Source organism: Marinobacter sp. R17 (assembly GCF_003789045.1).
Lineage (GTDB): Bacteria > Pseudomonadota > Gammaproteobacteria > Pseudomonadales > Oleiphilaceae > Marinobacter_A > Marinobacter_A mangrovi.
Window position 1 is genome coordinate 1 of the sequence record NZ_RHGZ01000031.1, and the last position, 23,577, is coordinate 23,577.

General features: G+C 61.9%; 21 protein-coding genes and 1 riboswitch. Of the genes, 7 read left to right on the forward strand and 14 right to left on the reverse strand.

Annotated elements, in window-relative coordinates:
- Positions 1-181: 181 nt before the first annotated feature.
- Positions 182-571, reverse strand: coding sequence for a DUF4168 domain-containing protein (locus tag EB809_RS17990; protein ID WP_123636230.1), 390 nt, complete (start codon positions 569-571; stop codon positions 182-184).
- 224 nt (positions 572-795) lie between these two features.
- On the opposite strand from EB809_RS17990, the gene EB809_RS17995 reads away from it, so the two are divergent.
- Together EB809_RS17995 and EB809_RS18000 are read left to right on the forward strand one after the other, a co-directional pair.
- Entirely contained in the window at positions 796-2,289 is a 1,494-nt protein-coding gene (locus EB809_RS17995) for an ATP-binding protein (RefSeq protein ID WP_223808027.1), read from the forward strand.
- On the forward strand, positions 2,286-3,671 hold the full coding sequence (locus tag EB809_RS18000) for a sigma-54-dependent transcriptional regulator (RefSeq protein WP_411711082.1): 1,386 nt from the start codon (positions 2,286-2,288) through the stop codon (positions 3,669-3,671). The genes EB809_RS17995 and EB809_RS18000 overlap by 4 nt, the downstream gene beginning before the upstream one ends.
- Positions 3,672-3,803: 132 nt before the next feature.
- Here the strand turns inward: EB809_RS18000 and EB809_RS18005 are convergent, their stop codons facing one another.
- The 7 genes from EB809_RS18005 to rpiB all read right to left on the reverse strand — a co-directional run bounded on the left by EB809_RS18005 (position 3,804) and on the right by rpiB (position 11,305).
- On the reverse strand, positions 3,804-4,760 hold the full coding sequence (locus EB809_RS18005; protein WP_123636232.1) for a D-ribose ABC transporter substrate-binding protein: 957 nt from the start codon (positions 4,758-4,760) through the stop codon (positions 3,804-3,806).
- Between the two features lie 57 nt (positions 4,761-4,817).
- Positions 4,818-5,966 (reverse strand): ABC transporter permease, encoded by a 1,149-nt coding sequence (locus EB809_RS18010; RefSeq protein ID WP_123636233.1) that lies wholly within the window; start codon positions 5,964-5,966, stop codon positions 4,818-4,820.
- A 119-nt stretch (positions 5,967-6,085) separates the two neighbouring features.
- Complete coding sequence (locus EB809_RS18015) at positions 6,086-7,633, reverse strand: sugar ABC transporter ATP-binding protein (protein ID WP_123636234.1); 1,548 nt, start codon at positions 7,631-7,633, stop codon at positions 6,086-6,088.
- On the reverse strand, positions 7,630-8,286 hold the full coding sequence (locus EB809_RS18020) for a DUF2291 family protein (protein ID WP_123636235.1): 657 nt from the start codon (positions 8,284-8,286) through the stop codon (positions 7,630-7,632). The genes EB809_RS18015 and EB809_RS18020 overlap by 4 nt, the downstream gene beginning before the upstream one ends.
- Before the next feature lie 64 nt (positions 8,287-8,350).
- A complete protein-coding gene (locus EB809_RS18025) occupies positions 8,351-9,463 on the reverse strand; it encodes an MDR/zinc-dependent alcohol dehydrogenase-like family protein (protein ID WP_123636236.1) in 1,113 nt (370 codons plus the stop codon).
- A 282-nt stretch (positions 9,464-9,745) separates the two neighbouring features.
- Positions 9,746-10,726: a sugar-binding transcriptional regulator gene (locus EB809_RS18030; protein WP_123636237.1), complete on the reverse strand. Its 981-nt coding sequence runs from the start codon at positions 10,724-10,726 to the stop codon at positions 9,746-9,748.
- A gap of 93 nt (positions 10,727-10,819) precedes the next feature.
- Positions 10,820-11,305, reverse strand: a complete 486-nt coding sequence (gene rpiB, locus EB809_RS18035; RefSeq protein ID WP_123636238.1) for a ribose 5-phosphate isomerase B — start codon at positions 11,303-11,305, stop codon at positions 10,820-10,822.
- Positions 11,306-11,739: 434 nt separating this feature from the next.
- On the opposite strand from rpiB, the gene EB809_RS18040 reads away from it, so the two are divergent.
- The 5 genes from EB809_RS18040 to EB809_RS18060 all read left to right on the forward strand — a co-directional run bounded on the left by EB809_RS18040 (position 11,740) and on the right by EB809_RS18060 (position 17,546).
- The gene (locus EB809_RS18040) at positions 11,740-12,735 is read left to right on the forward strand and encodes a dihydroxyacetone kinase subunit DhaK (RefSeq protein ID WP_123636239.1); all 996 of its coding nucleotides are present in this window, start codon (positions 11,740-11,742) and stop codon (positions 12,733-12,735) included.
- A gap of 26 nt (positions 12,736-12,761) precedes the next feature.
- On the forward strand, positions 12,762-13,415 hold the full coding sequence (dhaL, locus tag EB809_RS18045) for a dihydroxyacetone kinase subunit DhaL (protein WP_123636240.1): 654 nt from the start codon (positions 12,762-12,764) through the stop codon (positions 13,413-13,415).
- Between the two features lie 219 nt (positions 13,416-13,634).
- On the forward strand, positions 13,635-14,594 hold the full coding sequence (tal, locus tag EB809_RS18050) for a transaldolase (protein ID WP_123636241.1): 960 nt from the start codon (positions 13,635-13,637) through the stop codon (positions 14,592-14,594).
- A 21-nt stretch (positions 14,595-14,615) separates the two neighbouring features.
- Positions 14,616-16,604 carry a transketolase gene (gene tkt / locus EB809_RS18055; protein ID WP_123636242.1) on the forward strand — a complete coding sequence of 663 codons (1,989 nt, stop codon included), beginning with the start codon at positions 14,616-14,618 and terminating at the stop codon, positions 16,602-16,604.
- Positions 16,605-16,713: 109 nt separating this feature from the next.
- Positions 16,714-16,864, forward strand: a riboswitch (FMN riboswitch).
- A 184-nt stretch (positions 16,865-17,048) separates the two neighbouring features.
- Positions 17,049-17,546, forward strand: coding sequence for a 6,7-dimethyl-8-ribityllumazine synthase (locus tag EB809_RS18060; protein ID WP_123636243.1), 498 nt, complete (start codon positions 17,049-17,051; stop codon positions 17,544-17,546).
- 367 nt (positions 17,547-17,913) lie between these two features.
- Here the strand turns inward: EB809_RS18060 and EB809_RS18065 are convergent, their stop codons facing one another.
- The 6 genes from EB809_RS18065 to EB809_RS18090 form a co-directional block, all read right to left on the reverse strand.
- Positions 17,914-18,867 carry an isopenicillin N synthase family dioxygenase gene (locus EB809_RS18065; protein WP_123636244.1) on the reverse strand — a complete coding sequence of 318 codons (954 nt, stop codon included), beginning with the start codon at positions 18,865-18,867 and terminating at the stop codon, positions 17,914-17,916.
- Between the two features lie 20 nt (positions 18,868-18,887).
- Positions 18,888-20,234 (reverse strand): amidohydrolase family protein, encoded by a 1,347-nt coding sequence (locus EB809_RS18070; protein WP_123636245.1) that lies wholly within the window; start codon positions 20,232-20,234, stop codon positions 18,888-18,890.
- A gap of 6 nt (positions 20,235-20,240) precedes the next feature.
- Positions 20,241-20,732, reverse strand: a complete 492-nt coding sequence (locus EB809_RS18075; protein ID WP_123636246.1) for an ureidoglycolate lyase — start codon at positions 20,730-20,732, stop codon at positions 20,241-20,243.
- Positions 20,729-21,745 (reverse strand): allantoicase, encoded by a 1,017-nt coding sequence (alc, locus tag EB809_RS18080; RefSeq protein WP_123636247.1) that lies wholly within the window; start codon positions 21,743-21,745, stop codon positions 20,729-20,731. The genes EB809_RS18075 and alc overlap by 4 nt, the downstream gene beginning before the upstream one ends.
- A gap of 180 nt (positions 21,746-21,925) precedes the next feature.
- Complete coding sequence (gene puuE / locus EB809_RS18085; protein WP_123636248.1) at positions 21,926-22,858, reverse strand: allantoinase PuuE; 933 nt, start codon at positions 22,856-22,858, stop codon at positions 21,926-21,928.
- Entirely contained in the window at positions 22,855-23,547 is a 693-nt protein-coding gene (locus tag EB809_RS18090; protein WP_123636249.1) for a TetR/AcrR family transcriptional regulator, read from the reverse strand. Before EB809_RS18090 ends, puuE begins: the two co-directional genes overlap by 4 nt.
- Between the last annotated feature and the right edge of the window lie 30 nt (positions 23,548-23,577).

Consider the following 23,577-nt stretch of genomic DNA (forward strand, 5'->3'; position numbering starts at 1 on the left):
TACGCTCCACGCTTCCTCCCCACGGTCGGTCGCCCTTCCGCAGTTGCGCTTCACTTCGCTCGCTGTGGCCAGCTCACGGGAGGACTTGCACCTCCAGGAGTGCGCCCGTGCCGGGCGCACAAAAAAACCCCGCTGATGCGGGGTGAGAAGCGGGGTAAGGCTGCGGTTGATATCGGCAGCGTTAGCGCAAAGCGTCCACTCGACTCCGGACCTTCGGCTCGCTGCTGTAAGCCGTGGCAATCTCGTTGTACGTTGGGATCTTCAAACCAACGTCCTGGATGACCGTCACCATCTTGTCGTTGGCTTCCATCTGAAGCTTTTGGGCTTTCTCCTGAGAGTCGGCCGATTCAATTTTTTTCATGTATTGGTCTCGTACATCCTTCAGATCCCCCTGAGCGGCCGCAAACTTACGCAGCTGCTTGTCGCTGAAGTTGGTTTGGGCCGTGCCAGCCGCCGCAGGATTACTGTAGCCCTGTTGGGACGTTTGCTCCGGCTGATTCTGCGCATAAGTCACTGAAGCGCCAGCCATCAACGCGATGGAAACCGTGGCGGACGTAAGAAGTGCTCTCATTTGGATCTCCTTGTTAACTCTTGGTGTGTTCCATAGCCCTGAATATCACTCAAAGGCAGTGTGCCAAGACACTATCAACTGTCGTGCCAACCCCAAGGACTTTATTATTTTTCTTTAAAAACAATCACATAAAATAAAATCGAGTGAACTTTAATTAATCTCTATTGAGGCAACTTGCCACATGTGCCAGTTTTGCGTGGCAACTTTGCACGGAGCGTAAGAATATGCCGGGCATCCTGATCAGTGCCGGTCACATGTTTGAGTCCCTACGCCTGACACTGCTTCTAAGCATTGTCATTCCGCTCACCGTCATTGTGGGCATCACCATTTCAATCGCTGTCTCGGCGATCGAGGAGAACCTGAACCTTCGACTCAAAGAGGATCTGGAGTTGGTCGCCAGGGCCGCAAGTGGCCCGCTTGAACAAGCCATGCAGGAGGGCGACGACCTCGTTCTTGATGAAGCCCTCAAGTCAATTTTCCGTATCGGGCGAATTTACGGCGCATCCGTCTATGACAAGGATGGCGTCAAAGTGGCGCGTCTCGGTGTCGTTGACAGTGACGTGCGTTCGAGCAAGAGCGCTACAGAGGTTATTGAGAGCGGGAAACGTGGCGGCACTTTCCGTCAGGTGGAGGGCCAGTCAGTCTTTTCCCAGTTCACGCCGCTAATCGCGGAGGACGGTCGCATCATCGGCTTGCTTCAGGTCACGAGGAAAAGAAGCGACTTCCAGCAACTGATTGCGTTTTCCCGCACCTGGGGCGTTGTTGTTTGGTGCCTGATTTCAGCCATCGTCAGCCTCGTGGTGGTGGTTGGCCACTACCGCTCCATTGGCCGCTACGTCAATCGATTGCTGGAAGCCATGTCCGGAATGGCTCCGCGAAACTGGCAAATTCCCTCACCGGAGGCGTCTGGACCTCGTGAAGTGCGTCAACTGTATGGAGGTCTTGAATCACTGGGTGAACGAATGGCGCGCGCCGAGACTGAAATACAGGAGCGGTCTGAGCGCGAACGCGATCTCGGAAATCAGCTGGAATACCAGGAAAAAGTGGCCATGATTGGCCGGGTCGCCGGCGGCGTTGCACATGAATTGGGAGCGCCCTTGAATGTCGTTCAGGGCCGGGCGACCATTCTTGCCAGACTCGGGCTTAACGCCTCCCAGCAACGCCATGTGGATGATATCAACCATCAGGTCGAGCGAATGACGCGGATTATCCAGCAGTTGCTCGACTGCTTTCGTCACGTGCCCGATGCTCGTCGGTCGGTCAGTCTGATCCCACTGTTACAAGGCATGACTGACGATCTCGAAGACGACTCCAGAGCACCGTCTGTGCCCATCGAATTAAACCTGCCAGGGTGCGAGGCGTTGGTTTGGGCTGACCCGATCCGTCTTGAGCTGGCCTGCCTGAACGTTGTTCGCAATGCCTGCAAAGCCGCTCAAAAACGCGTCAGTATCAATGTTCTCCAAGCGGAAGATGGTTGGATTGTGCAAGTGGACGATGATGGGACAGGCATCCCTGTCGAGGTTCGGGAAAAGATATTTGAGCCTTTTTACAGTACCCGACCGGCAGGCCAAGGCACGGGACTGGGCCTTGCAATGGTGAAAAGTGTGATGAAAGAGCATCGGGGAGATTTTGACGTCAGCGACAATCAATGGGGTGGGTGCCGGATGAGACTGTATTGGCCCGCAGTTCCGACATCACAGCATGGGCAGGAGGTATAACCGTGGAACAGCCTAAGCATCTCTTGCTGATCGAAGACGACGCCAGCCTGTCGGCTTTGTTGCAGGAAGAGCTGAGCCTGGACGGCCATGAAGTGCTTGCGGCGGGAACCGTAACGGAAGGGGCCACTCTGGCAACGCAGCAGTGTCCTGACCTGGTGATTTCGGACGTAAGGCTTCCCGATGGGGATGGGCTGTCCATACTGAAACGATTGCAAGCCGCAGGTCGTGACGTTCCTTTTATTATCATCACCGCATTTGGCACCGTGGATCAGGCGGTGGATGCCTTGCAGGCTGGTGCCGACGATTTTCTGACCAAACCGCTGTCCGTCGATCATTTACGACTCAAGGTTAAGCGTCTTCTGGCACAGGCCGAGCTGAATCAGGAGCTGGCTCATTACCGCTCCGTGTCCAGCGAAGCATCACAATTGGGGCTAATGGGGGACAGTCCCGCCATGGACCTTCTCAGGAAGGAGCTTCGCCTGGTGGCACGCAGCGATGCGTCCGTTCTGATTAATGGCGAGAGTGGAACCAGCAAAGAGTTGGTGGCGCGGGCCATCCATCGCGAAAGCAACCGTCGCGACGGCCCATTCGTTCCAGTGAACTGCGCGGGTATTCCGGCGGAATTGATGGAGAGCGAATTTTTCGGCCATGAACAGGGTGCCTTTACCGGCGCGACGCAATCGCGCAAAGGCCTATTCCCAGAGGCTTCAGGCGGCACGCTTTTTCTCGACGAAATCGGTGAAATGCCATTGCCGCTCCAAGCCAAACTGTTAAGGGTATTGCAAGAGAGACGAGTCAAGCCCGTTGGGGCAGAACGGGAGGAGCCAGTCGACGTCAGGATTCTGGCCGCCACTCATATTGATTTACTTGAAGCGGTATCCCGTGGCGACTTCCGCGAAGATCTCTACTTCCGGCTGGAAACACTGATGCTGACTGTGCCACCGCTGCGTGATCGGGGAGACGACGTGGAGTTGTTGGCCATGCATTTTCTGAGTCAGTCAGCAAACCGGCACAAACGAGGATGGCTTAAATTGAGCGAAGCCACAGCGCAGGTCCTGATGGATTACCCGTTCCCCGGTAATGTCAGGGAATTAGCCAGCGCCATGGAGCGGGCAGCCACTTTCTGCCATGGCGATGTGGTGCGACCGGAACACTTGCCGGCCAGGATTCGCAAACGTCAACTTTCAGCGCCAACTGCTGTCGACCAACAACAGGGCGACCAGCCCATTGCTCACTGGCCGACTCTGGAAACCCTGCAGAAGCGCTATGTCGGTCAGGTCATGACCGCGGTCGGGGAAAACAAACGTCGCGCAGCTCAGATTCTCGGAATTAATCGCAGGACGCTTTACCGGTGGCTAGACGCTCAGGATGGATATAAGTAATGGAGCTTTAACCGCCTCGGCAGAACGTACTATGCGAGGGAAACAAGGCAGGCTTGTCGATGCGTCGCACCACGCTGTGAGGCACTCGGCCTTGCGAGGTTCTTCCAACCTCGCAAGGCCCGAGCATGTTACTTATTGCTCCAGTACAAAAGCCGAAGTGTAGTCATCCACATTGTCCGGCGTGACCAGGGCGCAGTCGAACAGCTGCTTTTCATGATCCACACCGGTCTTGCCGGTCTTGATGAAGTGGTCCGCCTGATGCACCGCTTCGGCGGAGAAGATGGCGACCGGCTGCAGGACAGTGTAGGCCAGTTCGCCCGCTTTGACCGCATCCACCGCATCCGGTGAGCCATCGAAGCCGCCAACGACCACGTCGTCCAGCTTGCCGGCTTCCTTCAGGGCTGCGATGGCGCCCAGTGCCATTTCGTCGTTGCCACTGATCACGCCGTCGATGTTCGGATGGGCCTGCAGCATACTCTGCATCTTGTTGTAGCCCTGGGTGCGGTCCCAGTTGGCGACATCGCCGCCCACTTTTTCCAGGCTCGGATACTGGCTCAGGACCGTCTTGTAGCCGTTGGAACGGGTGGCCGCGTTGTTGTCGGACGGCGCGCCTTTCAGTTCCACGTATTTGGCTTCGTCACCCACGCTCTGCACCCATTGCTGGGCACCGAGAGCCGCGCCCTGAGCGTTGTTGGACACGAGCTGGGCCTTGGCCAGACCCTGCTTGTTGATTTCGGCGTTAACGATAAACACCGGAATCCCCGCGTCCACAGCCTTGCGTACGGCACCGATGGAGCCGTTGGCGTTGGCCGGATCGAGGATGATGGCCTTGGCCTGGTTGGTGATGGCGGTATCGATCTGGCGGCTCTCGGTATTGGTGTCGCCCTTGTGGGAGCTGACGTTGGCCGTGTAACCCAGATCTTCCGCGGTGGCCTTGGCGACCTTGCCCTCGGTGAACCAGTAGGGGTTTGACGTGTCGTTCACAATGATGGAAATGAGTCCCTGATCCTGGGCCGACGCGACGGACGCAAACAGTGCGGACGTCGCAAACGCGGCGGCGATCAGCAGGCGCTTTGCTGTTATCAACATAATGGGATCACCTTTCTCTTATGATTGTTATGCCGGCGGACCGGCGACGGATTCCGCTCAGTGCCCGACTGCCTGTTCCCGGGCACTCTCTTGCGAAGACGGTGTAGAGCTGTTGGACGTTGACGATGACGGCGTTTCCTTCGCCGCGGGCGGCTGTTTCTTGCGGGCCTTGCCCTTGTACTGGATGCTGTTGAGCAGCACGGCGAGAACGATGACGGCGCCGGTAAACACGGTCTGCCAGTAGGACGAAACGCCGATGATGACCAGCCCGTCGGACAGGAAGCCGATCACGAAGGCACCCAACAGCGTGCCGCGCACGTTGCCCCGGCCGCCGGCCAGCGCCGCACCACCGATCACCACGCCGGCGATGGCGGTCAGCTCGTAGGTGGTCCCGGCCGTCGGCCCGGCGGACGTCAGCTGGGAGGACAGCACCAGCCCGGCAATCGCCGCGCAGATACCCGACAGCACGTAGACCGATACCTGCACCCGCTTGACCGGCACCCCGGACAGCTCCGCGGCCCGCGCGTTGCCGCCGGTGGAATAGACCCAGCGCCCGAACGGCGTGCGGTTGAGCATCATAATCACCAGGATGGCGACCGCCGCCAGCACCAGGACGCCGATGGGCACGCCCAGCAGGCGGTTGAAGCCGAGCCAGTCAAAGCCGGTATTGCCCAGCTCCGGAGAGCCGCCCAGGTTGTTGAAGGTCAGGCCGTTGGTCATCAGCAGGGCCGCACCGCGGGCCACGTAGAGCAGACCGAGGGTGGCGACGAAGGCCGGCACCTTGAAGTAGGCGATCAGCACGCCGTTGATGGCGCCGACAAACGCCCCCAGCGCACAGGTCAGGATCACCACGACCCACACCGGCGGATAGAGCACCACGCCAAAGGCATCCAGGTGGACGCCCTGCATCAGGTAGCCCGCCACGACACCCGCCAGCCCCAGCGTGGAGCCCACCGACAGGTCGATACCGCCGGTCAGGATCACCAGCAGCATGCCGATCGACAGCAAACCGAAGATCGCCACGTGGGACGACATGGTCAGGAAGTTGTTGGTCGAGAAATACACCGGCGACAGGGCCGAGAAAATCAGGATGATGGCGATCAGGGCGAAGAACGCCCGGCCTTCCAGGAGCATGCGCCCCAGATCGAATTGCCCCCCGGAGAACAGACCTCCCGGGCGGCTGGCGGCTTGGCTGGTTTCGGACATGGTTCTGGACTCCGCTTTTGTTATAAAGAACCGCTCAAGGCTGTTGTTATTTAAAACCGCTCAGGGCTGTGCTTTTGAAACGCTCAAGGCCGTGCCGTTGAACCCGGCACCGGTCAGGCTCACGCCACGACGGCCTCACCGGAGGCGGCCATGATCTCGGCCTTGGTGGCGTCGGCCCCGAATTCCGCGGCGATGCGGCCGCGACTCATGACGATGATGCGGTGGGCGATACTGAGGCACTCCCCCACCTCCGACGTTGAATAGACGACGGACAGCCCCTGCGCGGCGCCTTCGGCCAGCAGGCGGAACACCTCGGCCTTGGCGCCGATGTCGATGCCGCGGCTGGGCTCGTCCAGCAGCACCACGCGCGGGTGGGTGGCCAGCATCTTGCCGATCACCACCTTCTGCTGGTTGCCCCCGGACAGGGACCCGATGCCCGCCTGGGCGCCGTCGGTCTTGATGTGCACGTTGCGGATGGACTCGTCGACCACCGACTGCTCCAACTGCGACGACGTCAGCCCGCCCCGGGTGAACGCGCCGATGCTGGCCAGCGACAGGTTCTCGCCCACCGACATGGTCTGCACCAGACCGTCCCGCTGACGATCCTCGGGCACCAGCACCAGGCCGCGCTCGATGCGCTCGGCGATGCTCAGTCCGGACACGTCCTGCCCTTCCAGCATCACCTGACCACCCACCATGGGCACCCGTCCGGCCACGCTCTCGAACAGTTCCGTCCGCCCGGCGCCCATCAGGCCGTAGATGCAGACGATCTCGCCGGCGCGCACGTCGAGGGACAGCTGGTCCACCACATGGCGTTCCGGCACGGCGGTGTCCGCCACGGAAATCCGGTCCAGCGACAGGGCCACTTCGCCAAAGGCGTGACCGGTGGGCGGCTCGCCCAGGTTGAAGTTGTCGCCCACCATGTTGCGGACGATCCACTCCAGGTCGATGTCCTCGCGCCGGGCGTAGGCGGTCATGGTGCCGTCCCGCAGGACCACCGCGTGATCGGTGATCTGCAGCGCTTCTTCCAGGTGGTGGGAGATGTAGACGATGGACACGCCCCGGCTCTTGAGATCTCGGATCACCCGGAACAGCACCTCCACTTCCGACGCGCTGAGCGCCGAGGTGGGCTCGTCCATGATCAGGATGCGCGAGTTCACGGACAGGGCGCGGGCGATCTCGACGATCTGCTGCTGACCCAGGCGCAGGTCTTCCACCGGGGTGCGCGGATCGATGGGTTCGTCCAGCTCCTCCATCAGCAGGCGGGTCTGGCGTTCCTCTTCGGCGTAATCGATGCCGCCGCGGCGGACCAGTTCCCGGCCCATGAAGATGTTGTCGCGCACGCTCAGGTTGGGTGCGAGGCTCAACTCCTGGTGAATAATGGAAATGCCGTGACGCTGGGCTTCGGTGGTGGAGGCAAAACTCACCGGCTCACCTTCCAGCAGGATCTCGCCGGAGGTGGGCTGGATCACGCCGGACAGGATCTTCATCAGCGTCGACTTGCCGGCCCCGTTCTCACCGAAAAGCGTGGTGACCTGGCCGCGGTGCACGTCGAAATTGACGGTCTTCAGCGCGCGGACGCTGCCAAAGGACTTGGCCACGTGCCGGGCCGACAGGACCACATCGTCGGCGGTATCGGGCAATGGCGTTACGGCTTCGGCACTCATTGCACACTCAGCCTTACCGGCGTCACCAGCCAGTTCTTCGGGTTGATCAGCTTGAACACGCCGGTGACCTCGATGGTCTTGCCGGTGAGGTTGTCGGTATCGATGTCCGCCAGCACGTCCGCCTTCATGGCGTTGTTGATGCCCGCGCCGGCGTTCTGGTACTCGATCTGGTTGGTGAACTGGCCAAATGAAATCTCGCCGGTGGCGTCGCGCAGGTCCGTGCCGTTGATGGCCGGACCGGTCTGGACACGCACCGCCACCCCATCGGGCAGGCCGGGAACGTTCACCGAATAGATACCCGCTTTTTCCTCGCCGACCACGCCGGTGAAGCTGACCGGCATGATCGGGCCGATACCGGCCGGGGTGCCGTATTCCTTCCCGGCGGCGCCCTTGTCCTGGGCAATGGCCGCGGCCAGCACATCGGCGGTGACGGCTTTGTCCTCAACGAAGGTGCGGATGTCCGGGAAGTGCGCCTCGCCGTACTTCTGGGGTGAGAACACGTCGTCCTGGACGTCCTCGGCGGAACCCATGACCACCACCTTGGTGTCCAGGCCCATCAGGATCAGGAGGATCACCGCAGCGATGATCGCCGCGGCAACGCGGGGCCGCTTCAGGGGACCGCTAACGGCGGCAATGCTGGCCGGTGCATTCATGGCAGGTCGACCTCTGGCTGTTATTGTTGGTCACAGTTGTCGTTTGCGTTGTCGGTGTCCGGCCTTACAGGTCCGGAACCAGCATGATCTTGAGCGCGCTGGTGTCGTTCTTCATCAGGTCGATGCCTTTATGGAAATCTTCCAGCGGCAGCTTGTGAGTCACCACGCCGTCGGTCGGGAAATCACCGCTCTCGATGCCTTCAATGACGTGCGGGTAGCAGTAGGGGCCCAGGTGGGCACCGAGCACATCCAGTTCCTTGCGGTCGCTGATGATGCTCCAGTCCACGGTCACAGGATCCTTGAACACGCTGAACTCCACGAAGCGGCCCAGCTTGCGCAGCATCGCCAGCCCCTGCTCTACGGATTTCGGGGCCCCGGTGGCCTCGATGTAGATGTCGCAGCCGTAGCCGTCGGTCATGTCCTTGACGATCTGGACCACGTCTTCCTCGCGCGGGTTGAGCACCACGTCCGCCCCGAACTTCTTGGCCAGCTCCAGACGCTCACCGTGCAGGTCGAGCACCACCAGCTTGGCGGGACCGGATTTCTTGGCCGGGCCGATCATGCCCAGGCCCAGGGTGCCGGCACCGGACAGGACGACGATGTCCCCCAACTGGATCTGCGCCCGTTCCACGGCATGCATGGAGCAGGAGAACGGCTCGGTCAGCACGATGTTCTCGATCGGCACATTTTCCGGCAGCTTGTGGTTGATGGCTTCCTTGGGAAACTTCATGTACTCGGCCATGCCGCCGTTGACGTTGTTCTGGAAGCCGTACACGTCGTGCTTTTCGCACATCCAGTACTGGCCCCGGTTGCAGAAGCGGCAGTCCCAGCAGGGCACGATCTGTTCGGAGATCACGCGGTCGCCAATCTCGAAGCCTTTGGCGCCCGGCCCCATTTTGACCACACGACCGACGAATTCGTGGCCGGGAATCATCGGCGCCTTGATGTAGGCCGGTTGCTCCTCGTCACCCCAGAAGCTGGGGGCGCCTTCATAGGCTTTCAGGTCACCGGCGCAGATACCGCAGGCCTCGACCTTGACCAGGATTTCCTTCTCGCCAATCTCGGGCACATCGACTTCCTCGAGCCGATAGTCGCCAGGGGCATAGGCCACAATCGCGCGCATGGTTTTGGGGATGGTGATTTCCGAAGATTCGGTTTGGGCGAGCGTTTCGTTCATGAGGGCCTCCTCTGGCTGACAAAGCCTTTTCATTTGATCTTGTTGTGTACATTTGCATTAAGAACGCTCAGGGCGCTCACGTCAACAACGCGCCTGAAATTATTTATTCGACTTTAGTCTAAAAATATAGATTGCTGATTTTTAAAGATTTAATACAATCCTCAAAAACACACTTATCAATTCGACCAAAAATCAGACAAAATCAGGGCGTGCGCATAAACGTGATGCGTTCATATGTTCAGCGCAGCAGGAGAAAAGCTGGATACGGCGAGAGGAGACCCTCTACCCCTTGGAGTCGGGTGTCGCCTCGTCCAGACGCAGGATGGTATGGGCATTGGTGACACTGGTCGCCAGCGTATCGATCACGCCGGTCCGCAGGGCACCCAGGATGCCGACAGCCTTGGTGTTTTCACTGGCGATGGCAATCACGTCGGGGATGCGCGCGAGGTCGCTGATGCTCAGACCGATGACCCGGCCCTGCATGGGCGTCACTGACGGATTCCCGTACAGGTCGATAAAGTCGTATCCCATCATGTCGCCCACCGTCCCGGACAACCGGGCCTCGGCAATTTCTTCCGGCGAGAACCAGCCCATTCGTACCATGTTGCTGTTCTCGCTGACATCCCCGACCCCGATCAGGGCAATGTCTGCACGCCGGGCGCGATCCATGGTCTGGCGCACGGTCGGGTTCTCGTACATGGCATCCCGCAACTCGGGATTCTGGACCAGGGCCGGCGCATACAGGGTTTCGCTGTCACCGCCGAACTTCATCGCCAGCCGGCGACAGATATGGTCCGGATTCATGTATTCACCGGCCCGCAGCGATCCGCCGATGGCACAGACGAAGGAGCACTTGCGCTCACCCTGGTCAAAGGTGTTCTCGGCCACGGCACCGACGTTGCGCCCCATCCCCACGGCGACAATCGAGCCGTCGCGCAGGGTCCGCGACAGATGATCCGCCACCAGGCTGGCCACGCCGGCCCGCTGGGTATCCTCATCCGCGTGATCGAGAGCGATCAGGGCGCGCTTGATGTTGAAGCGGCGCAACAACTCCTTCTCCAGCTCCGCGCTCGCAGAGGGATGCTGACGCACCCGCACATCCACCACGCCCTCGGCATGCGCCCGCTTGAGCAGACGCCCCACCTTCACCCGGGACACATTGAGACGCTTTGAAATCACCTCCTGAGTCTCGCCCTCCACGTAATACAGGGTGGCGATCTCGGTCATCAGGCTGATGTCGGCGCTCTCAATCTTTTCATCCATGGCGGGATCTCTTGTTCGTTATGGTTAGCGAGCCACACCATAGCACAATGAACAGGCGAACGATTACCGATCAGTTGTATCGGGAATCACCACTCAGTCGCGAAAGAACTCCCGCTCGTAATCGCGGATGCGCGACACCTTGTCGACCGAAGCACCACCGCCGAATTCCGTTTCCAGAAAGGCCGTCACGATATTCTTGGCCAGCTCCGGGCCGACGACCCGGGCACCGAGCGTGACGACCTGGGCATCGTTACTCGAACGCGCCTTGGCCGCCGAATAGGTATCGTGCGCCTGGGCCGCCCGGATACCGCGCACCTTGTTGGCCGAGATCGCGACGCCGATACCGGTGCCGCACACCAGCACAGCCCGATCCGCCTCACCGGCGCTGATCGCCTGCGCCACGCGAACCGCCACATCCGGATAGAGCACCGGCTCGGCATTATAGGTTCCGAAATCCATCACCTCGAAGCCCAGCGCACGGGCATGCGCCATCAGGATCTCCTTGAGTTCGAATGCAGCCTCATCGCCACCGAAAGCGACCCGCAACGCCCCTTTTCCGACGCCATTTGCATCAGACATGGACAGACCTCCAACTCGACTGGCCGCCGACCCAATGTCGGCAGGCACATATACAAATTATCAATGCACGTACATTTGTAAAGCCTAAGCGTGCAAAATTGCAATGGTTGATCAAAATAATGCGGGTCGAACAAAGCGAAGAGTCGGTCAAGCTGCTCCATATAACCACCTGTTTTTATGAGTTATAACGACCTAAACGGGCCAAATATTAGACAAAAGGCGAACACGAGGCCGGACAAAGAACCTTGACAGCCTACGGACAAATACCTAAACATTTGATCGCATATAGAACATAAATCACTCGGGTGGACGATTGCAGCTCCTGGAGCGCGCTCATCAACCCGCGTGCTGGGCGTCGGACCGGGAGCCTTCTAAGATGGACTCTCGGTCGATCATTGGATTCACAAAAACAACCCGTCCATGAGGAAGGTCCCATGCAACGCATCATCAACGATCCCGACAACGTGGTGGATGACGCCGTACGCGGTTATCTGCGCGCCTCCCCCACTCTTTACGCGGCCACCGACCATCCACGGGTCCTGAAATACGCCGGCAACGTCGACGCGGACAAAGTGGGCGTGGTCACCGGCGGCGGCTCCGGCCACGAGCCCGCCTTCCTGGGCTACGTCGGCGAAGGGCTGTGTGACGCCGTCGCGATCGGCGAAATCTTTTCCTCCCCCACGGCCGACGCTTTCCACAAGGCCTTCGCCGCCGCCGATCGCGGCCGGGGCGTGGCCTGTCTCTACGGCAATTACGCCGGCGACAACATGAACGTGAAGCTGGCCCGTCAGATGGCCGAACTGGACGACATCGAGGTGCAGACCGTGGTCGCCCGGGATGATGTGGCCTCGGCCCCCGCCGATCAACGCGACAAGCGGCGCGGCGTGGCCGGCGAGATCATGATGTGGAAGATCGGCGGCGCCGCCGCGGCCCGGGGCGACAACCTGAGCGAAGTCATCCGCCTGGCGCAGAAGGCGGTCGACGCCTGCTCCAGCATCGGCGTGGGCCTCTCAAGCTGCACCATTCCCGCCAACGGCAAACCGAATTTCTCCATCGAGCCGGGCAAGATGGAACTGGGCATCGGCCACCACGGTGAGCCGGGCATTGAGGTCACCGATCTCACCTCGGCAAAAGAGATGGCCGCCACGATGTGCAAGCCGATTCTCGAAGACCGGCCGTTCAACCGGGGCGACGACGTGGCCGTGCTGGTCTCCGGCCTGGGTGCCACACCGGTGATGGAGCTGAACCTGCTCTACGCCGACGTGGCGGACATCCTGGAAGAGGCAGGCATAACGGTACATCGCACCTATATCGGCAACTACTTCACCTCGCTGGAGATGATGGGCGCCACCCTGACCCTGATGAAACTGGACGACGAACTGAAAACATTGCTCGATGCCCCGGCAACATCCCTGGCGCTCAGCCAGTAATCCCGCGGCCACCTGGGAGACCGATCATGTACTACCTGGATACCTCGAAAGGCCATGACATCCTGCAGGATCTCGTGGCCATCATTCTGGAAAACAAGAATTACCTCAGCGAAGTGGACGGCGCCATCGGCGACGGCGACCACGGTATCAATATGGCAAAAGGCTTTCGCCAGTGCGGTGAAGCCATCGACGGCCAGTCGCTGTCCCTGTCCAAGGGCCTGGGCAAGCTGGCCAGCGTGCTGATGGGCTCCATCGGCGGCTCCATGGGACCGCTCTACGGCAGCCTGTTCCTGGGCATGGCCACGGCCGTCAAGGACAAGGACACGATCGACGAGGCCGCCTTCGGCGAGATGCTGGCCAGCGGGTTGCGCTCGCTGCAGGACATCAGCGATGCCCAGGTGGGCGACAAGTGTCTGCTGGATACGCTGGTGCCGGCCGTCGAAGCGTACCAGCACGCGGTGGCCAACGGCGACGATTTCACCGTGGCGCTGAAACAGATGCGCCAGAGCGCTGAACAGGGCAAGGAATCGACCCGGGACCTGGTCTCGAACATCGGACGGTCGGCCCGACTGGGCGAGCGCTCACGGGGTCACCTGGATGCCGGCGCGGTGTCCTGCTGCCTGCTCCTGACCCAACTGGCGGACAGCACCGAGTCCCGCCTGCAGCAACAGGCGGCCTGAAACCGCTGATTCCGGGGCGTCGCCGTTCAGTAACGGCGCTCCGGTATGCCTTCCCTGCTTCAAATCGCTGGCGCCGTCGCGTTCACGACACCACACCAGCGGACACTGTGATTAACGAGTGCCATCGGTGCAGGGCTGAACGCTCGCCGGCCTCGACTTTCATGGACTCAACGATCGCAGCATCCACATTTTGCCGTTCCCAGACAGAGGAGCCCAGTCATGCCATCGCAACTCGACGCGCTCAAAGCCCATTCCCTGGTCGTCGCCGATACCGGTGACCCGGCCGTCATGCGGCGCTATACCCCGCAGGATGCCACCACCAACCCGTCACTGATTCTCAAGGCGTTCGAACTTCCCGATTACCAACCGCTGATCGACCGGGAACTGCAGGCCATTGCGGCCTCGGGCGCCGACCGGTCGCAGCAGGTGTCACAGGCCGTCGACGTGTTGTCCGTGGCCATGGGCTGCGAAATCGCCCAGCTGGTGCCCGGCCGGGTGTCCACGGAAGTGGCCGCACGCCTGTCCTTCGACACCGACGCCAGCATCCGCAAGGCCTTCGATCTGATTGAGCAATACGACAAGCGGGGCGTCGGCCGCGAGCGCGTCCTGATCAAGCTGGCCTCCACCTGGGAAGGGATCCGCGCTGCCGAGGTGCTGGAGAAGGAAGGCATCCAGTGCAACCTGACACTGCTGTTCAGCGATGCCCAGGCCCAGGCCTGTTTCGATGCCGGCGTGTTCCTGGTCTCGCCTTTCGTGGGGCGGGTGACCGACTGGTACAAGCAGCAAACCGGCGAGGACTACACGCCGGCCAACGATCCCGGCGTGCGCTTCGTGCGCGGCGTTTGCGAGCGGGTCCATGCCGGCGGCTACGACACCGTGGTCATGGGCGCCAGCTTCCGCAACACCGGCCAGGTGCTGGCGCTGGCCGGATGCCCGCGGCTGACCATTTCACCGGCGCTGCTGGAAGCACTCGCGGCCACCGACGGCCCGGTTGAGCCTCAGGTTGCCCCATCCGACCGGGGAGGCCAGCCTGCGACACCGCTGTCCGAGGCGGACTTCCGCTGGGGCCACAATCAGGATCCCATGGCCAACGACAAGCTGGCCGAAGGCATCCGCCGCTTCGCCGCCGATCAGGATCATCTGGAAAACCTGATTGACGATCGACTTTCCGCTCTCTGAACCTGCCCGAGGAGGATACCCATGCCATCCCGTTTCGAATTGGCCAATGCCATCCGCGCGCTCGCCATGGATGCCGTCCAGAAAGCTGGGTGCGGCCATCCCGGCGCACCCATGGGGCAGGCGGACATTGCCGAAGTTCTGTGGAACGATTTCCTGAGTCATAACCCCGGTAATCCGGACTGGCCCAACCGCGACCGTTTTGTGATGTCCAACGGCCACGGGTCGATGCTGCAATACGCCCTGCTGCACCTGTCCGGTTATGAGGTGAGCCTCGACGACCTCCAGCAGTTCCGTCAGCTCCACTCGAAAACGCCGGGACACCCGGAATACGGTTACACCCCCGGCATCGAAACCACCACCGGCCCGCTGGGTCAGGGCTTGGCGAACGCCGTGGGCATGGCGCTGGCCGAGCGCACCCTGGCGGCCCAGTTCAACCGCGACGGGCACCGGATTGTCGATCACCACACCTATTGCCTGGTGGGCGACGGCTGCCTGATGGAAGGCATCTCTCATGAAGCCGCCTCTCTGGCGGGCACCCAGGGCCTGGGCAAGCTGATCGTGTTCTACGACGACAACGGCATTTCCATCGACGGCGAGGTGGAGGGCTGGTTCACCGACGACACCGCCCAGCGTTTCGACGCCTACCACTGGCACGTCCAGCGTGTGGACGGGCACGATCCGGAGGCCATCCGGCGCGCGATCGAACAGGCCCGCGCGGAGGCCGACCGCCCCAGCCTGCTGATCTGCAAGACCGTGATCGGCTTCGGCGCGCCCAACAAACAGGGCAAGGAAGACGCTCACGGCGCCGCGCTGGGCGAAGACGAAGTCGCCGCCGCCCGAACCCAATTGGACTGGCCGCACGATGCTTTCCGCATCCCGCAGTCCATCTACGACGGCTGGGATGCCCGGGCCACCGGCGCCCGGCTGGAAACCGAGTGGAACCGACGCTTTGCCCGCTACGCCGAGGCCTTCCCGGACGCCGCCAAAGACTTCGAGCGCCGCATGGCGGGCGAGCTGCCCACGTCGTTCGACACCCTGGACCTGGTGGGCGCCGCCAACGAGCGCACCGAGTCGATCGCTCCGCGCAAGGCCTCGCTCGGGTGCCTCAATACCCTGGGTCCGAAACTGCCGGAGCTGCTGGGCGGCAGTGCCGATCTGGCCCCATCCAACCTGACGTTCTGGGACGGCGCCAAGGCGATCAGCGCGGAAACGCCCGGCGGCAACTACGTCCACTACGGGGTGCGGGAATTCGGTATGGCCGCCATCATGAACGGGATCGCCCTGCACGGGGGCTTCGTCCCCTACGGCGCCACCTTCCTGATTTTCTCGGAATACATGCGCAATGCCGTACGCATGGCCGCGCTGATGAAGCAGCGGGTGATCTACGTGTTCACGCACGATTCCATTGGTCTGGGTGAGGACGGTCCAACCCACCAGCCCATCGAACAGCTGGCCACGCTGCGGGCCACACCCAACCTGTCCACCTGGCGTCCGGCGGATGCGGTGGAGACCGCCGCGGCCTGGCAGACCGCCCTGCAACGGAACGACGGTCCCACCGCACTCGTCTTCTCCCGCCAGGGCCTGCCCCACCAGACGCGCACCGGTGATCAGATCGACGCCATCCGACAGGGTGGCTATGTGTTGCAGGATGGTGCCGGCCAGCCCGAGCTGATCCTGATCGCCACCGGTTCGGAAGTCAGCCTCGCCATGGCGGCGGCCGACAAGCTGACCGCGAAAGGACGCGCCGTGCGCGTGGTCTCCATGCCCAGTTGCGACACTTTCGATGCCCAGCCGGCCAACTACCGGGAACAGGTGCTGCCGTCGGCGGTGAAGGCGCGGCTGGCGATCGAGGCCGGCCACCCGGATGGCTGGTACAAGTATGTGGGACTGGATGGCCGCGTGATCGGCATGAGCACCTTTGGCGAATCGGCGCCCGCGCCGGAACTGTTCAAGGCGTTCGGCTTTACCGTGGAAAACGTACTGGCCGAGGCGGAGGCCCTGCTGGGCTAGTGTCCCGTCTGACTCATTGGCCATGCCTCACGTCACCCCGCCGTCAATCCGGCACTGGTGGCGTGGCGCCACACCGCATACAATAGCGTCGCCCGTGGGAAACCACGGGCTTCGTTCTCAGGGCGGGGTGAAAGTCCCCACCGGCGGTGATGGCGCCTGGCGCCTCAGCCCGCGAGCGCCTCAGGGCTTTGCCCGGAGGGTCAGCAGATTCGGTTAAAATCCGAAGCCGACGGTGATAGTCCGGATGGAAGAGAAGGAACGATTGAAAAGTCCAGACCGCGGATGAACCACGGGGCGCACAGCCTCCTGCGTTTTCCGCCGTATGCCATTTTCTGCGTTTCCAAATGGCATGGCCGTAGAGCGTTGCGAACGCTGTCGGTTGTGCCTGCATGCCCTGATTCTAGTGACAGGAGCCCATCAAAGGCTCCCCATGAGAGATCAACTATGAATCAGCAAACCTCCTTGAACCTTTCCGACGCCAGCCGCAACCAGCGTATTGCCTTCATTCAGGGCAACTGGCACCTCGACATCATCGATCAGGCGCGTGAAGCCTTCCTGGCGGAAGTCAGCCAGCATGGTCTGGACGCCGATCAGGTAGACATCATCACTGTCGCCGGGGCTTTTGAAATCCCGTTGCAGGCCAAGCTGCTGGCCGAAAGCGGCCAGTACGGCGCCATCGTCGGCGCGGGCTTCGTGGTGGACGGCGGCATCTACCGCCACGAATTCGTCGCCCAGGCGGTGATCGACGGGCTGATGCGGGTGCAGCTGGATACGCGCGTGCCGGTCCTGTCCGCTGTGCTGACGCCGCACCACTTCCACGAGCATGCGACGCACCACGACTACTTCTACAAGCACTTCTCCGAAAAAGGCGTGGAAGTGGCGCGGGCGTGCCTGATGACGTTGGAAAACATGGAACAGGCGCGGAAATTGACGGCCCAGTAGGTGAGAAGGGCTGCCTCTGGGACGAGTCGGCCCCGAGCATGTAGCAGACGCTTCAGCTTCTGAGGCGCCGCCCAGGCGCCCCAGTCGCTATCAATTCCCCCGAAGATGAAGCGTCTTGTGCTCAACCTTGTGGCGATATCGCCATAGTCTAATCGAAGCGAATGGACGCCCTTGCCGGAGAAAGGACAGGGATGTCCTGGCCGCAATTGCCGGCCAGGGATGGCGGTGTATTGCGGCGGAGGCAAGGGGGTTCATTGGCTTCTGGCTCCATAAGTTCAGGCTGGCGACGTTGATGCCTTTCGATCTGAAAAAAGGCCGTCCTGTGGACGGCTCAGAAGCTGAAGCGTCTGCTACATTTTAACGATACCTACGAGTTGTCTGCGGTCCGATGCTCATAGGTAGCATCCAGCCGCGACTTCAGATAATCCGCAAACGTCACCGGCGCGTACTTGGGTGTCTCATCCGGGTAGATGTCCCGCGGATCCACCACCGAATCCGGATTGGCTTCCAGGAAGTAGGCGATCGAATAGCGCTCCTGCTCCGGCGGGCGCACGCGGTGCGGGGTGGACACGTAGGTGTCGTTGCTCCAGCGCATCAGGCAGTCGCCGATGTTGCAGACGAACGCCCCTTCCACGTGGGGCGCGTCGATCCACTCGCCCTGACGGGTCAGCACTTCCAGTCCCGCGACCTTGTCGGTGGCCAGCAGGGTCAGGTTGCCGTAATCGGTATGGGCGCCGGCGGCGCCGTCCTTACGATCCGACTGGCCGGCACTGGCCGGGTAACGCAGGATGCGCATGGTGACGACCGGCTCGGCCAGATGTTGGGCGAAGAAATCTTCCGGCACGCCCAGATCCAGGCTGAAGCCGCGATGGATCACGCGGCCGAGATCCAGGCACGCGTCAAAGTACGCCAGCAGGTTGTCGCGCCAGCCGGCCAGTTCCGGCCAGAAATTCACACCGCGAAACGGCTTGCCCGCCACCACTTCCGGATGGTCTTCCGGCAGTTCCACGCCCAGGTTGAACGCTTCCTTCATGTCGGCGCCGGATTCCGGATTCAGCTTCTCGTCCGCCATGGCCACGTAGCCGCGGTTGTGGGGCGAACGCTTGATGGACAGCGCCTGCTTGTCGTCCACCGGCAGGGCAAAGAAGCGCTGGGACTCGGCAAACGCCGTGTCGATCACCGACTGGGGAATGCCGTGATCCACGGCGTAGAAGAAGCCCACCTCACGGCAGGCGCGACCCAGCTCGGCGGCGGTCTTGCGGCGCTCTTCGATATCGTCGCTGCGCAGACCGGCGATGGAAATCAGGGGAATTTCTTTCATATACACTCCTTCGGAGCGCTCTAAACCATGTCGACGCGAAGATGATCCAGAGCACGGCATCGTTCATACAGGGACAGGCCACAGGCTTGTGCCGTGGCGACCACATGGCCCTCGTCGACCTGCGTCGACCGACCGTTCTCAATCAGGCAGCGCCCGTCCACCCAGACGTGGGTGACGTTGCTGCCGCGCGCGGCAAACACCAGATTCCATAACAGATTGCCGCCATCGTCCCTGATGTCGTGGGGCGTCAGGTTGGGCGCCCCCAGGTCCAGCATCACGAGATCGGCTTTCTTGCCCACCTCGATCGATCCGATCTCCCCGTCCAGCCCCAGTGCTTTGGCACCGCCGATCGTGGCCATGCGCAGGATCTGGTCCGCCGGCAGCGCGGTGGCGTCCAGCCGCGTGGCCTTCTGGATCAGGGAGGCGAATTTCATTTCCTCGAACAGGTCGAGGCTGTTGTTGCACACCGGGCCATCGGTGCCCAGCCCGAGCGTCAGCCCCGCCGCCAGCATGTCCGGCGTGCGGGCCACACCGCTGGCGAGTTTGGCGTTGCTGACCGGGCAATGAGCAATCGAGGTGCCGGTGTCGGCGAGTCGTTTGATCTCATCGTCGTTGAGCCAGACGCAATGGGCGATCAGGGTCTTTTCCCCCAGCACACCGTAGTGGTCCAGCATCCCGATGGAGCGACGGCCGAACGCGTCCAGCACCGCCGCTTCCTCTTCTTTCTGTTCGCAGGCGTGGGTGTGGATACCCACCCCGTAGTCCTGCTGGCAGCGCACCGCGTCGCGATAGGCGTCTTCGCTGCAATAGAACAAGTGCTCCAGCCCCATCCACACCTGGATGCGGCCGGACTGGCTGTCGTGATGGGTCCGGATCAGGCGTTTGTTTTCGTCACGGGTCGCGAAGAAATCCTTGCCCGGCTGGTCCGCCACGTAGGGCGCCAGATTGACCCGCAGGCCGACCTCACCGGCGGCATCGGCGCAGCGGTCCATGAACCGGAACATGTCCATGACGCAGGTGGTGCCACCTTTGAGCGCTTCGAGGTAGCACAGGCGGGCCGAATGGTAGGCGTCTTCCTCGGTCAGGGCGCGATGTTCCAACTGATAATAAGGCAGCCACTCCATCAGCGGCATGTTTTCCGTCACGCCGCGCATCAGGCTGGAGTGGGAATGGGCGTCCACCAGGCCCGGGATCAGCACCTTGCCGCGGCCATCCACCACCGGGCAGTCCGCTGGTGCGTCGACAGCTTCAGAAGGACCGACGGCGCTGATTCGGTCGTCTTCCACCAGGACGGTGGCGTCCGGAATGACCGTGTTCCTGGAATCAACCGTAAACACGGCCACGTGCGTGATGGCGAAACGGGACATATCCGATTACTCCGGCCGGATCGGCGGGTCCAGGTCGACGGTGTCGCAGTTATCCCCCGGGCCACGACGGTCCACCACGAGGAAATCCGCATCCCGGTTCACCGGCAGCAGGGGCGCATGCCAGGTGCCGGCGTGATAGTTCACACCCTGTCCGGGCTTGGCGTAAAAAACATGAACTCTTGCCGGATCAAACTCACCCGGCGGCGCCACCACCACCCAGTAGGGCTCATTGCCGATCGGCATAAACGCCTGGCTGCCCTGCGGGTGGCGCTCCATCAGGTCGATCAGCAGCGGTTCCAGCGGCTGGCCGCGGAAGATGGAGATGATGGCATCCGCATCCTCGCCCAGGGTTTCCACCGCCGCCAGGGCGTGGAAACGCTCGGTGCGACCGGCGTTAATGGGAAACGAGGCGGCCCCGTTCGTTTCAATCACATCCCCGAACGGCGCAAAGGCCGCCCGGGTCAGGGGCTGACTCTGGATGACCCGAGGCGCGCTCATTGGACCGGCTTCCCCCACAGCCGCACGCGACTGATCCCGCCGTCGGGGATGCTGTTCACCCGGATGTGAGTGATCGGCCCCAGGTCGTTCAGTTCGCCGAATTCGTGGATGGCGTCGGCCGTCAACGGCTGCTCATCGAGCAGGGTTTCCCAGAACATGCTCTGGGTGATGATGGACTGGCGCGTGCCCTGCTCCACGCAGGCGGCCTGGATGGAGACGCGATCCGGGAAGTTGCCCTTGAAGTGGGCGGTGTCGATCTCGAGGCCTTCGGCGAAGCCCTTGTGACCCAGCTTGAGGATGCACCACTCGTTGCCCGGCTCCCGGCGGCGACGGGTTTCCCAGCCGTCGCCCATGTTGATGCCCCGGCCGGGACGCAACAGCTTGCGCGGCTCGCCGTAATGGGCGTCGCTCCAGGCCACCTGGTCGCCGCCGTTGGCCAACGCCAGCAGGTCCAGGCGCTCGTCGGCGCTGCGGTTGTCCCAGTCGCAGAACGGCTGGCCGTAGACCCGGAAACGGGCCATGCCGCCGTCCGGCCAGATGTGCAGGCGCAGGTGGGTCCAGGGTCCGGAAGCGGCCAGCGCTTCAAAGCGATGATCATTGCCCGACAGGGACACCGCCGGCAGGATTTCCTGCCAGTCGGCGTCGTTGTCGGGATCGGCTTCCGGCGACCAGCAGGCCTCGACGGACGCCGCCGGGGCAAAGTTGCCGGTGAAGAAGCTGGTGTCGAAATCGACGCCGTGCAGCACGCCCGGCATGGCCAGGCGCAGGATGCACCAGTCGTGGCCCGTGTTGCGACGGCGGCGGGTCTCCCAGCCGTCCATCCACTTGCCGTGATCGTCGTATTTATCCGGGTAGAAGCGCGCGGGCTCGGGATCCAGCATACGCTCACGGGGGGCGAAGAATTCGTCGGTGACCCAGGTCACCTCGGCGCCGAGGCTGCCGTCGGCGAGGTTCAGGTAGTGCCTTGAAAAATCAGGCCCTTCGATGATGGGGGCGACTTGTACATCGGTCATGTTCTGTTGGCTCTCTGGTTGTTCCGGGGCAGCGGCGTGAATGCACTTTATTGAATCAGGGCAGCCTTGCAGGCTGCTCCGAAGCTAAAGCGTCGGCTACATTTCCAGCTCACTCGAGCGTGTAGCAGATGCTTCAGCTTCTGAGGCACCGCAGGTGCCCCTCATTGCCCTGTTATCGATTCATTTTGGCTTGTACGGATGCTCCGCCTTCCAATGCCGCGCAATATCCAACCGCCGGCAGATCCACACCTGCTCATGCTTCTGGACGTAGTCGAGGAACCGCTGCAGCGCCCGGAAGCGACCCGGTCGACCGACCAGCCGGCAATGCAGACCGACGGACAGCATCTTGGGCGTTTCGGCCCCTTCCTCGTAAAGCACGTCGAACGCGTCTTTCAGGTACTGGAAGAACTGCTCGCCGGAGTTGAAGCCCTGGTTGGTGGCGAAGCGCATGTCGTTGGTGTCCAGGGTGTAGGGCACCACCAGATGCGGCTTTTGCTCACCGTCGCGGGTTTCGACCGTGGTCCAGAACGGCAGGTCGTCGCCGTAGTAATCGCTGTCGTATTCAAAGCCGCCGGCTTCCACCACCAGTCGGCGGGTGTTCGGGCTGTCGCGTCCCGTGTACCAGCCCAGCGGACGCTGGCCGGTCAGCTCGGTCTGGATGGCAATGGCCTGTTCCATGTGCTCGCGCTCGCGGGATTCGTCCATGTCCTGGTAGTGAATCCAGCGCAGGCCGTGGCAGGCGATCTCGTGGCCATCGTCGATAAACGCCTGGGTGACGGCCGGGTTGCGCTGCAACGCCATGGCGACGCCAAACACCGTCAACGGCAGGTCACGCTTTCTGAATTCCCGCAGTACGCGCCAGACACCCGCGCGGGAGCCGTACTCGTAGATCGACTCCATGCTCATGTGCCGGTCCGGATAGGGCTGCGCGCCGATGATCTCGGACAGGAAGATCTCGGAATGGCTGTCCCCGTGAAGGACGCAGTTCTCGCCACCTTCCTCGTAGTTCAGGACAAATTGGATCGCGATCCGAGCTTTTCCCGGCCAGTTGGCGTGAGGCGGATGGGCGCCGTAGCCGAGGAGATCGCGCGGGTAGTCGTTGTTCGTACTCATGATGTCTTGGGCTCCAAACCGCAGCCGCGCAGGATCACGCCGGTCAGGAAGTTGGCCGCGTGCTCGAAATCCTGCGCTTCGTATTCGGCCTTGTTCTCCACCATCAGGATCTGGACCTGGAAGTCCGCGTAATGCTGGGTCGAGGACCAGATCAGGAAGATGAGCTGCACCGGATCGACCGGCGCCATACGGCCGTCATCGATCCATTGCTGAATGACTTTGGCCCGCCCCCGGACCCATTCGCGCATGTTGGTGCGCAGGTGGTCCTTGAGGAAAGGCGCGCCCTGGATGATCTCCTGGGCAAACAGGCGGGACGCCATGGGGTGTTGTCGCGACATCTCCACCTTGGTCCGGATAAAGGTTTCCAGCGCCTCCGCCGGATCGTCGTCCGGGCTGATCTCGGAGAACACCGCGTTCCAGCGGCTCATGATGTCATCGAACAGCGCCGAGTAGATGCGCTGCTTGTTGCTGAAGTAATACAGCACGTTGGACTTGGGCAATTCCGCCCGTTCGGCGATGTTCTGGATTGTCGCACCGCGGAAGCCGTGGTGGGCAAACTCCTCCTCGGCGGCGGCGATAATCCGTTCCCGATTCTTCTCCCGAATGCGTCCCGGACGGTATCGACGTGTCCGGCCTTTCTCCGGTGTGTCCTCGATCTCGTTGATGTTCGCTTCAGGTTGCAGAGTCATGGGCATCCATCGCTTTAGAGGCGGGGGAGA

Excerpts from the sequence above, each read along its gene's own strand:
- EB809_RS18010 (WP_123636233.1), bottom strand. The coding sequence starts at position 5,966 with ATGTCCGAAACCAGCCAAGCCGCCAGCCGCCCGGGAGGTCTGTTCTCC.
- EB809_RS18015 (WP_123636234.1), bottom strand. The coding sequence starts at position 7,633 with ATGAGTGCCGAAGCCGTAACGCCATTGCCCGATACCGCCGACGATGTG.
- EB809_RS18025 (WP_123636236.1), bottom strand. The coding sequence starts at position 9,463 with ATGAACGAAACGCTCGCCCAAACCGAATCTTCGGAAATCACCATCCCC.
- dhaL (WP_123636240.1), top strand. The coding sequence starts at position 12,762 with ATGTACTACCTGGATACCTCGAAAGGCCATGACATCCTGCAGGATCTC.
- tal (WP_123636241.1), top strand. The coding sequence starts at position 13,635 with ATGCCATCGCAACTCGACGCGCTCAAAGCCCATTCCCTGGTCGTCGCC.
- alc (WP_123636247.1), bottom strand. The coding sequence starts at position 21,745 with ATGACCGATGTACAAGTCGCCCCCATCATCGAAGGGCCTGATTTTTCA.
- tkt (WP_123636242.1), top strand. The coding sequence starts at position 14,616 with ATGCCATCCCGTTTCGAATTGGCCAATGCCATCCGCGCGCTCGCCATG.
- rpiB (WP_123636238.1), bottom strand. The coding sequence starts at position 11,305 with ATGTCTGATGCAAATGGCGTCGGAAAAGGGGCGTTGCGGGTCGCTTTC.
- EB809_RS18075 (WP_123636246.1), bottom strand. The coding sequence starts at position 20,732 with ATGAGCGCGCCTCGGGTCATCCAGAGTCAGCCCCTGACCCGGGCGGCC.
- EB809_RS18030 (WP_123636237.1), bottom strand. The coding sequence starts at position 10,726 with ATGGATGAAAAGATTGAGAGCGCCGACATCAGCCTGATGACCGAGATC.
- EB809_RS18070 (WP_123636245.1), bottom strand. The coding sequence starts at position 20,234 with ATGTCCCGTTTCGCCATCACGCACGTGGCCGTGTTTACGGTTGATTCC.
- puuE (WP_123636248.1), bottom strand. The coding sequence starts at position 22,858 with ATGAGTACGAACAACGACTACCCGCGCGATCTCCTCGGCTACGGCGCC.
- EB809_RS18090 (WP_123636249.1), bottom strand. The coding sequence starts at position 23,547 with ATGACTCTGCAACCTGAAGCGAACATCAACGAGATCGAGGACACACCG.
- EB809_RS18020 (WP_123636235.1), bottom strand. The coding sequence starts at position 8,286 with ATGAATGCACCGGCCAGCATTGCCGCCGTTAGCGGTCCCCTGAAGCGG.
- EB809_RS18065 (WP_123636244.1), bottom strand. The coding sequence starts at position 18,867 with ATGAAAGAAATTCCCCTGATTTCCATCGCCGGTCTGCGCAGCGACGAT.
- EB809_RS18060 (WP_123636243.1), top strand. The coding sequence starts at position 17,049 with ATGAATCAGCAAACCTCCTTGAACCTTTCCGACGCCAGCCGCAACCAG.
- EB809_RS18040 (WP_123636239.1), top strand. The coding sequence starts at position 11,740 with ATGCAACGCATCATCAACGATCCCGACAACGTGGTGGATGACGCCGTA.
- EB809_RS17990 (WP_123636230.1), bottom strand. The coding sequence starts at position 571 with ATGAGAGCACTTCTTACGTCCGCCACGGTTTCCATCGCGTTGATGGCT.
- EB809_RS18005 (WP_123636232.1), bottom strand. The coding sequence starts at position 4,760 with ATGTTGATAACAGCAAAGCGCCTGCTGATCGCCGCCGCGTTTGCGACG.
- EB809_RS17995 (WP_223808027.1), top strand. The coding sequence starts at position 796 with ATGCCGGGCATCCTGATCAGTGCCGGTCACATGTTTGAGTCCCTACGC.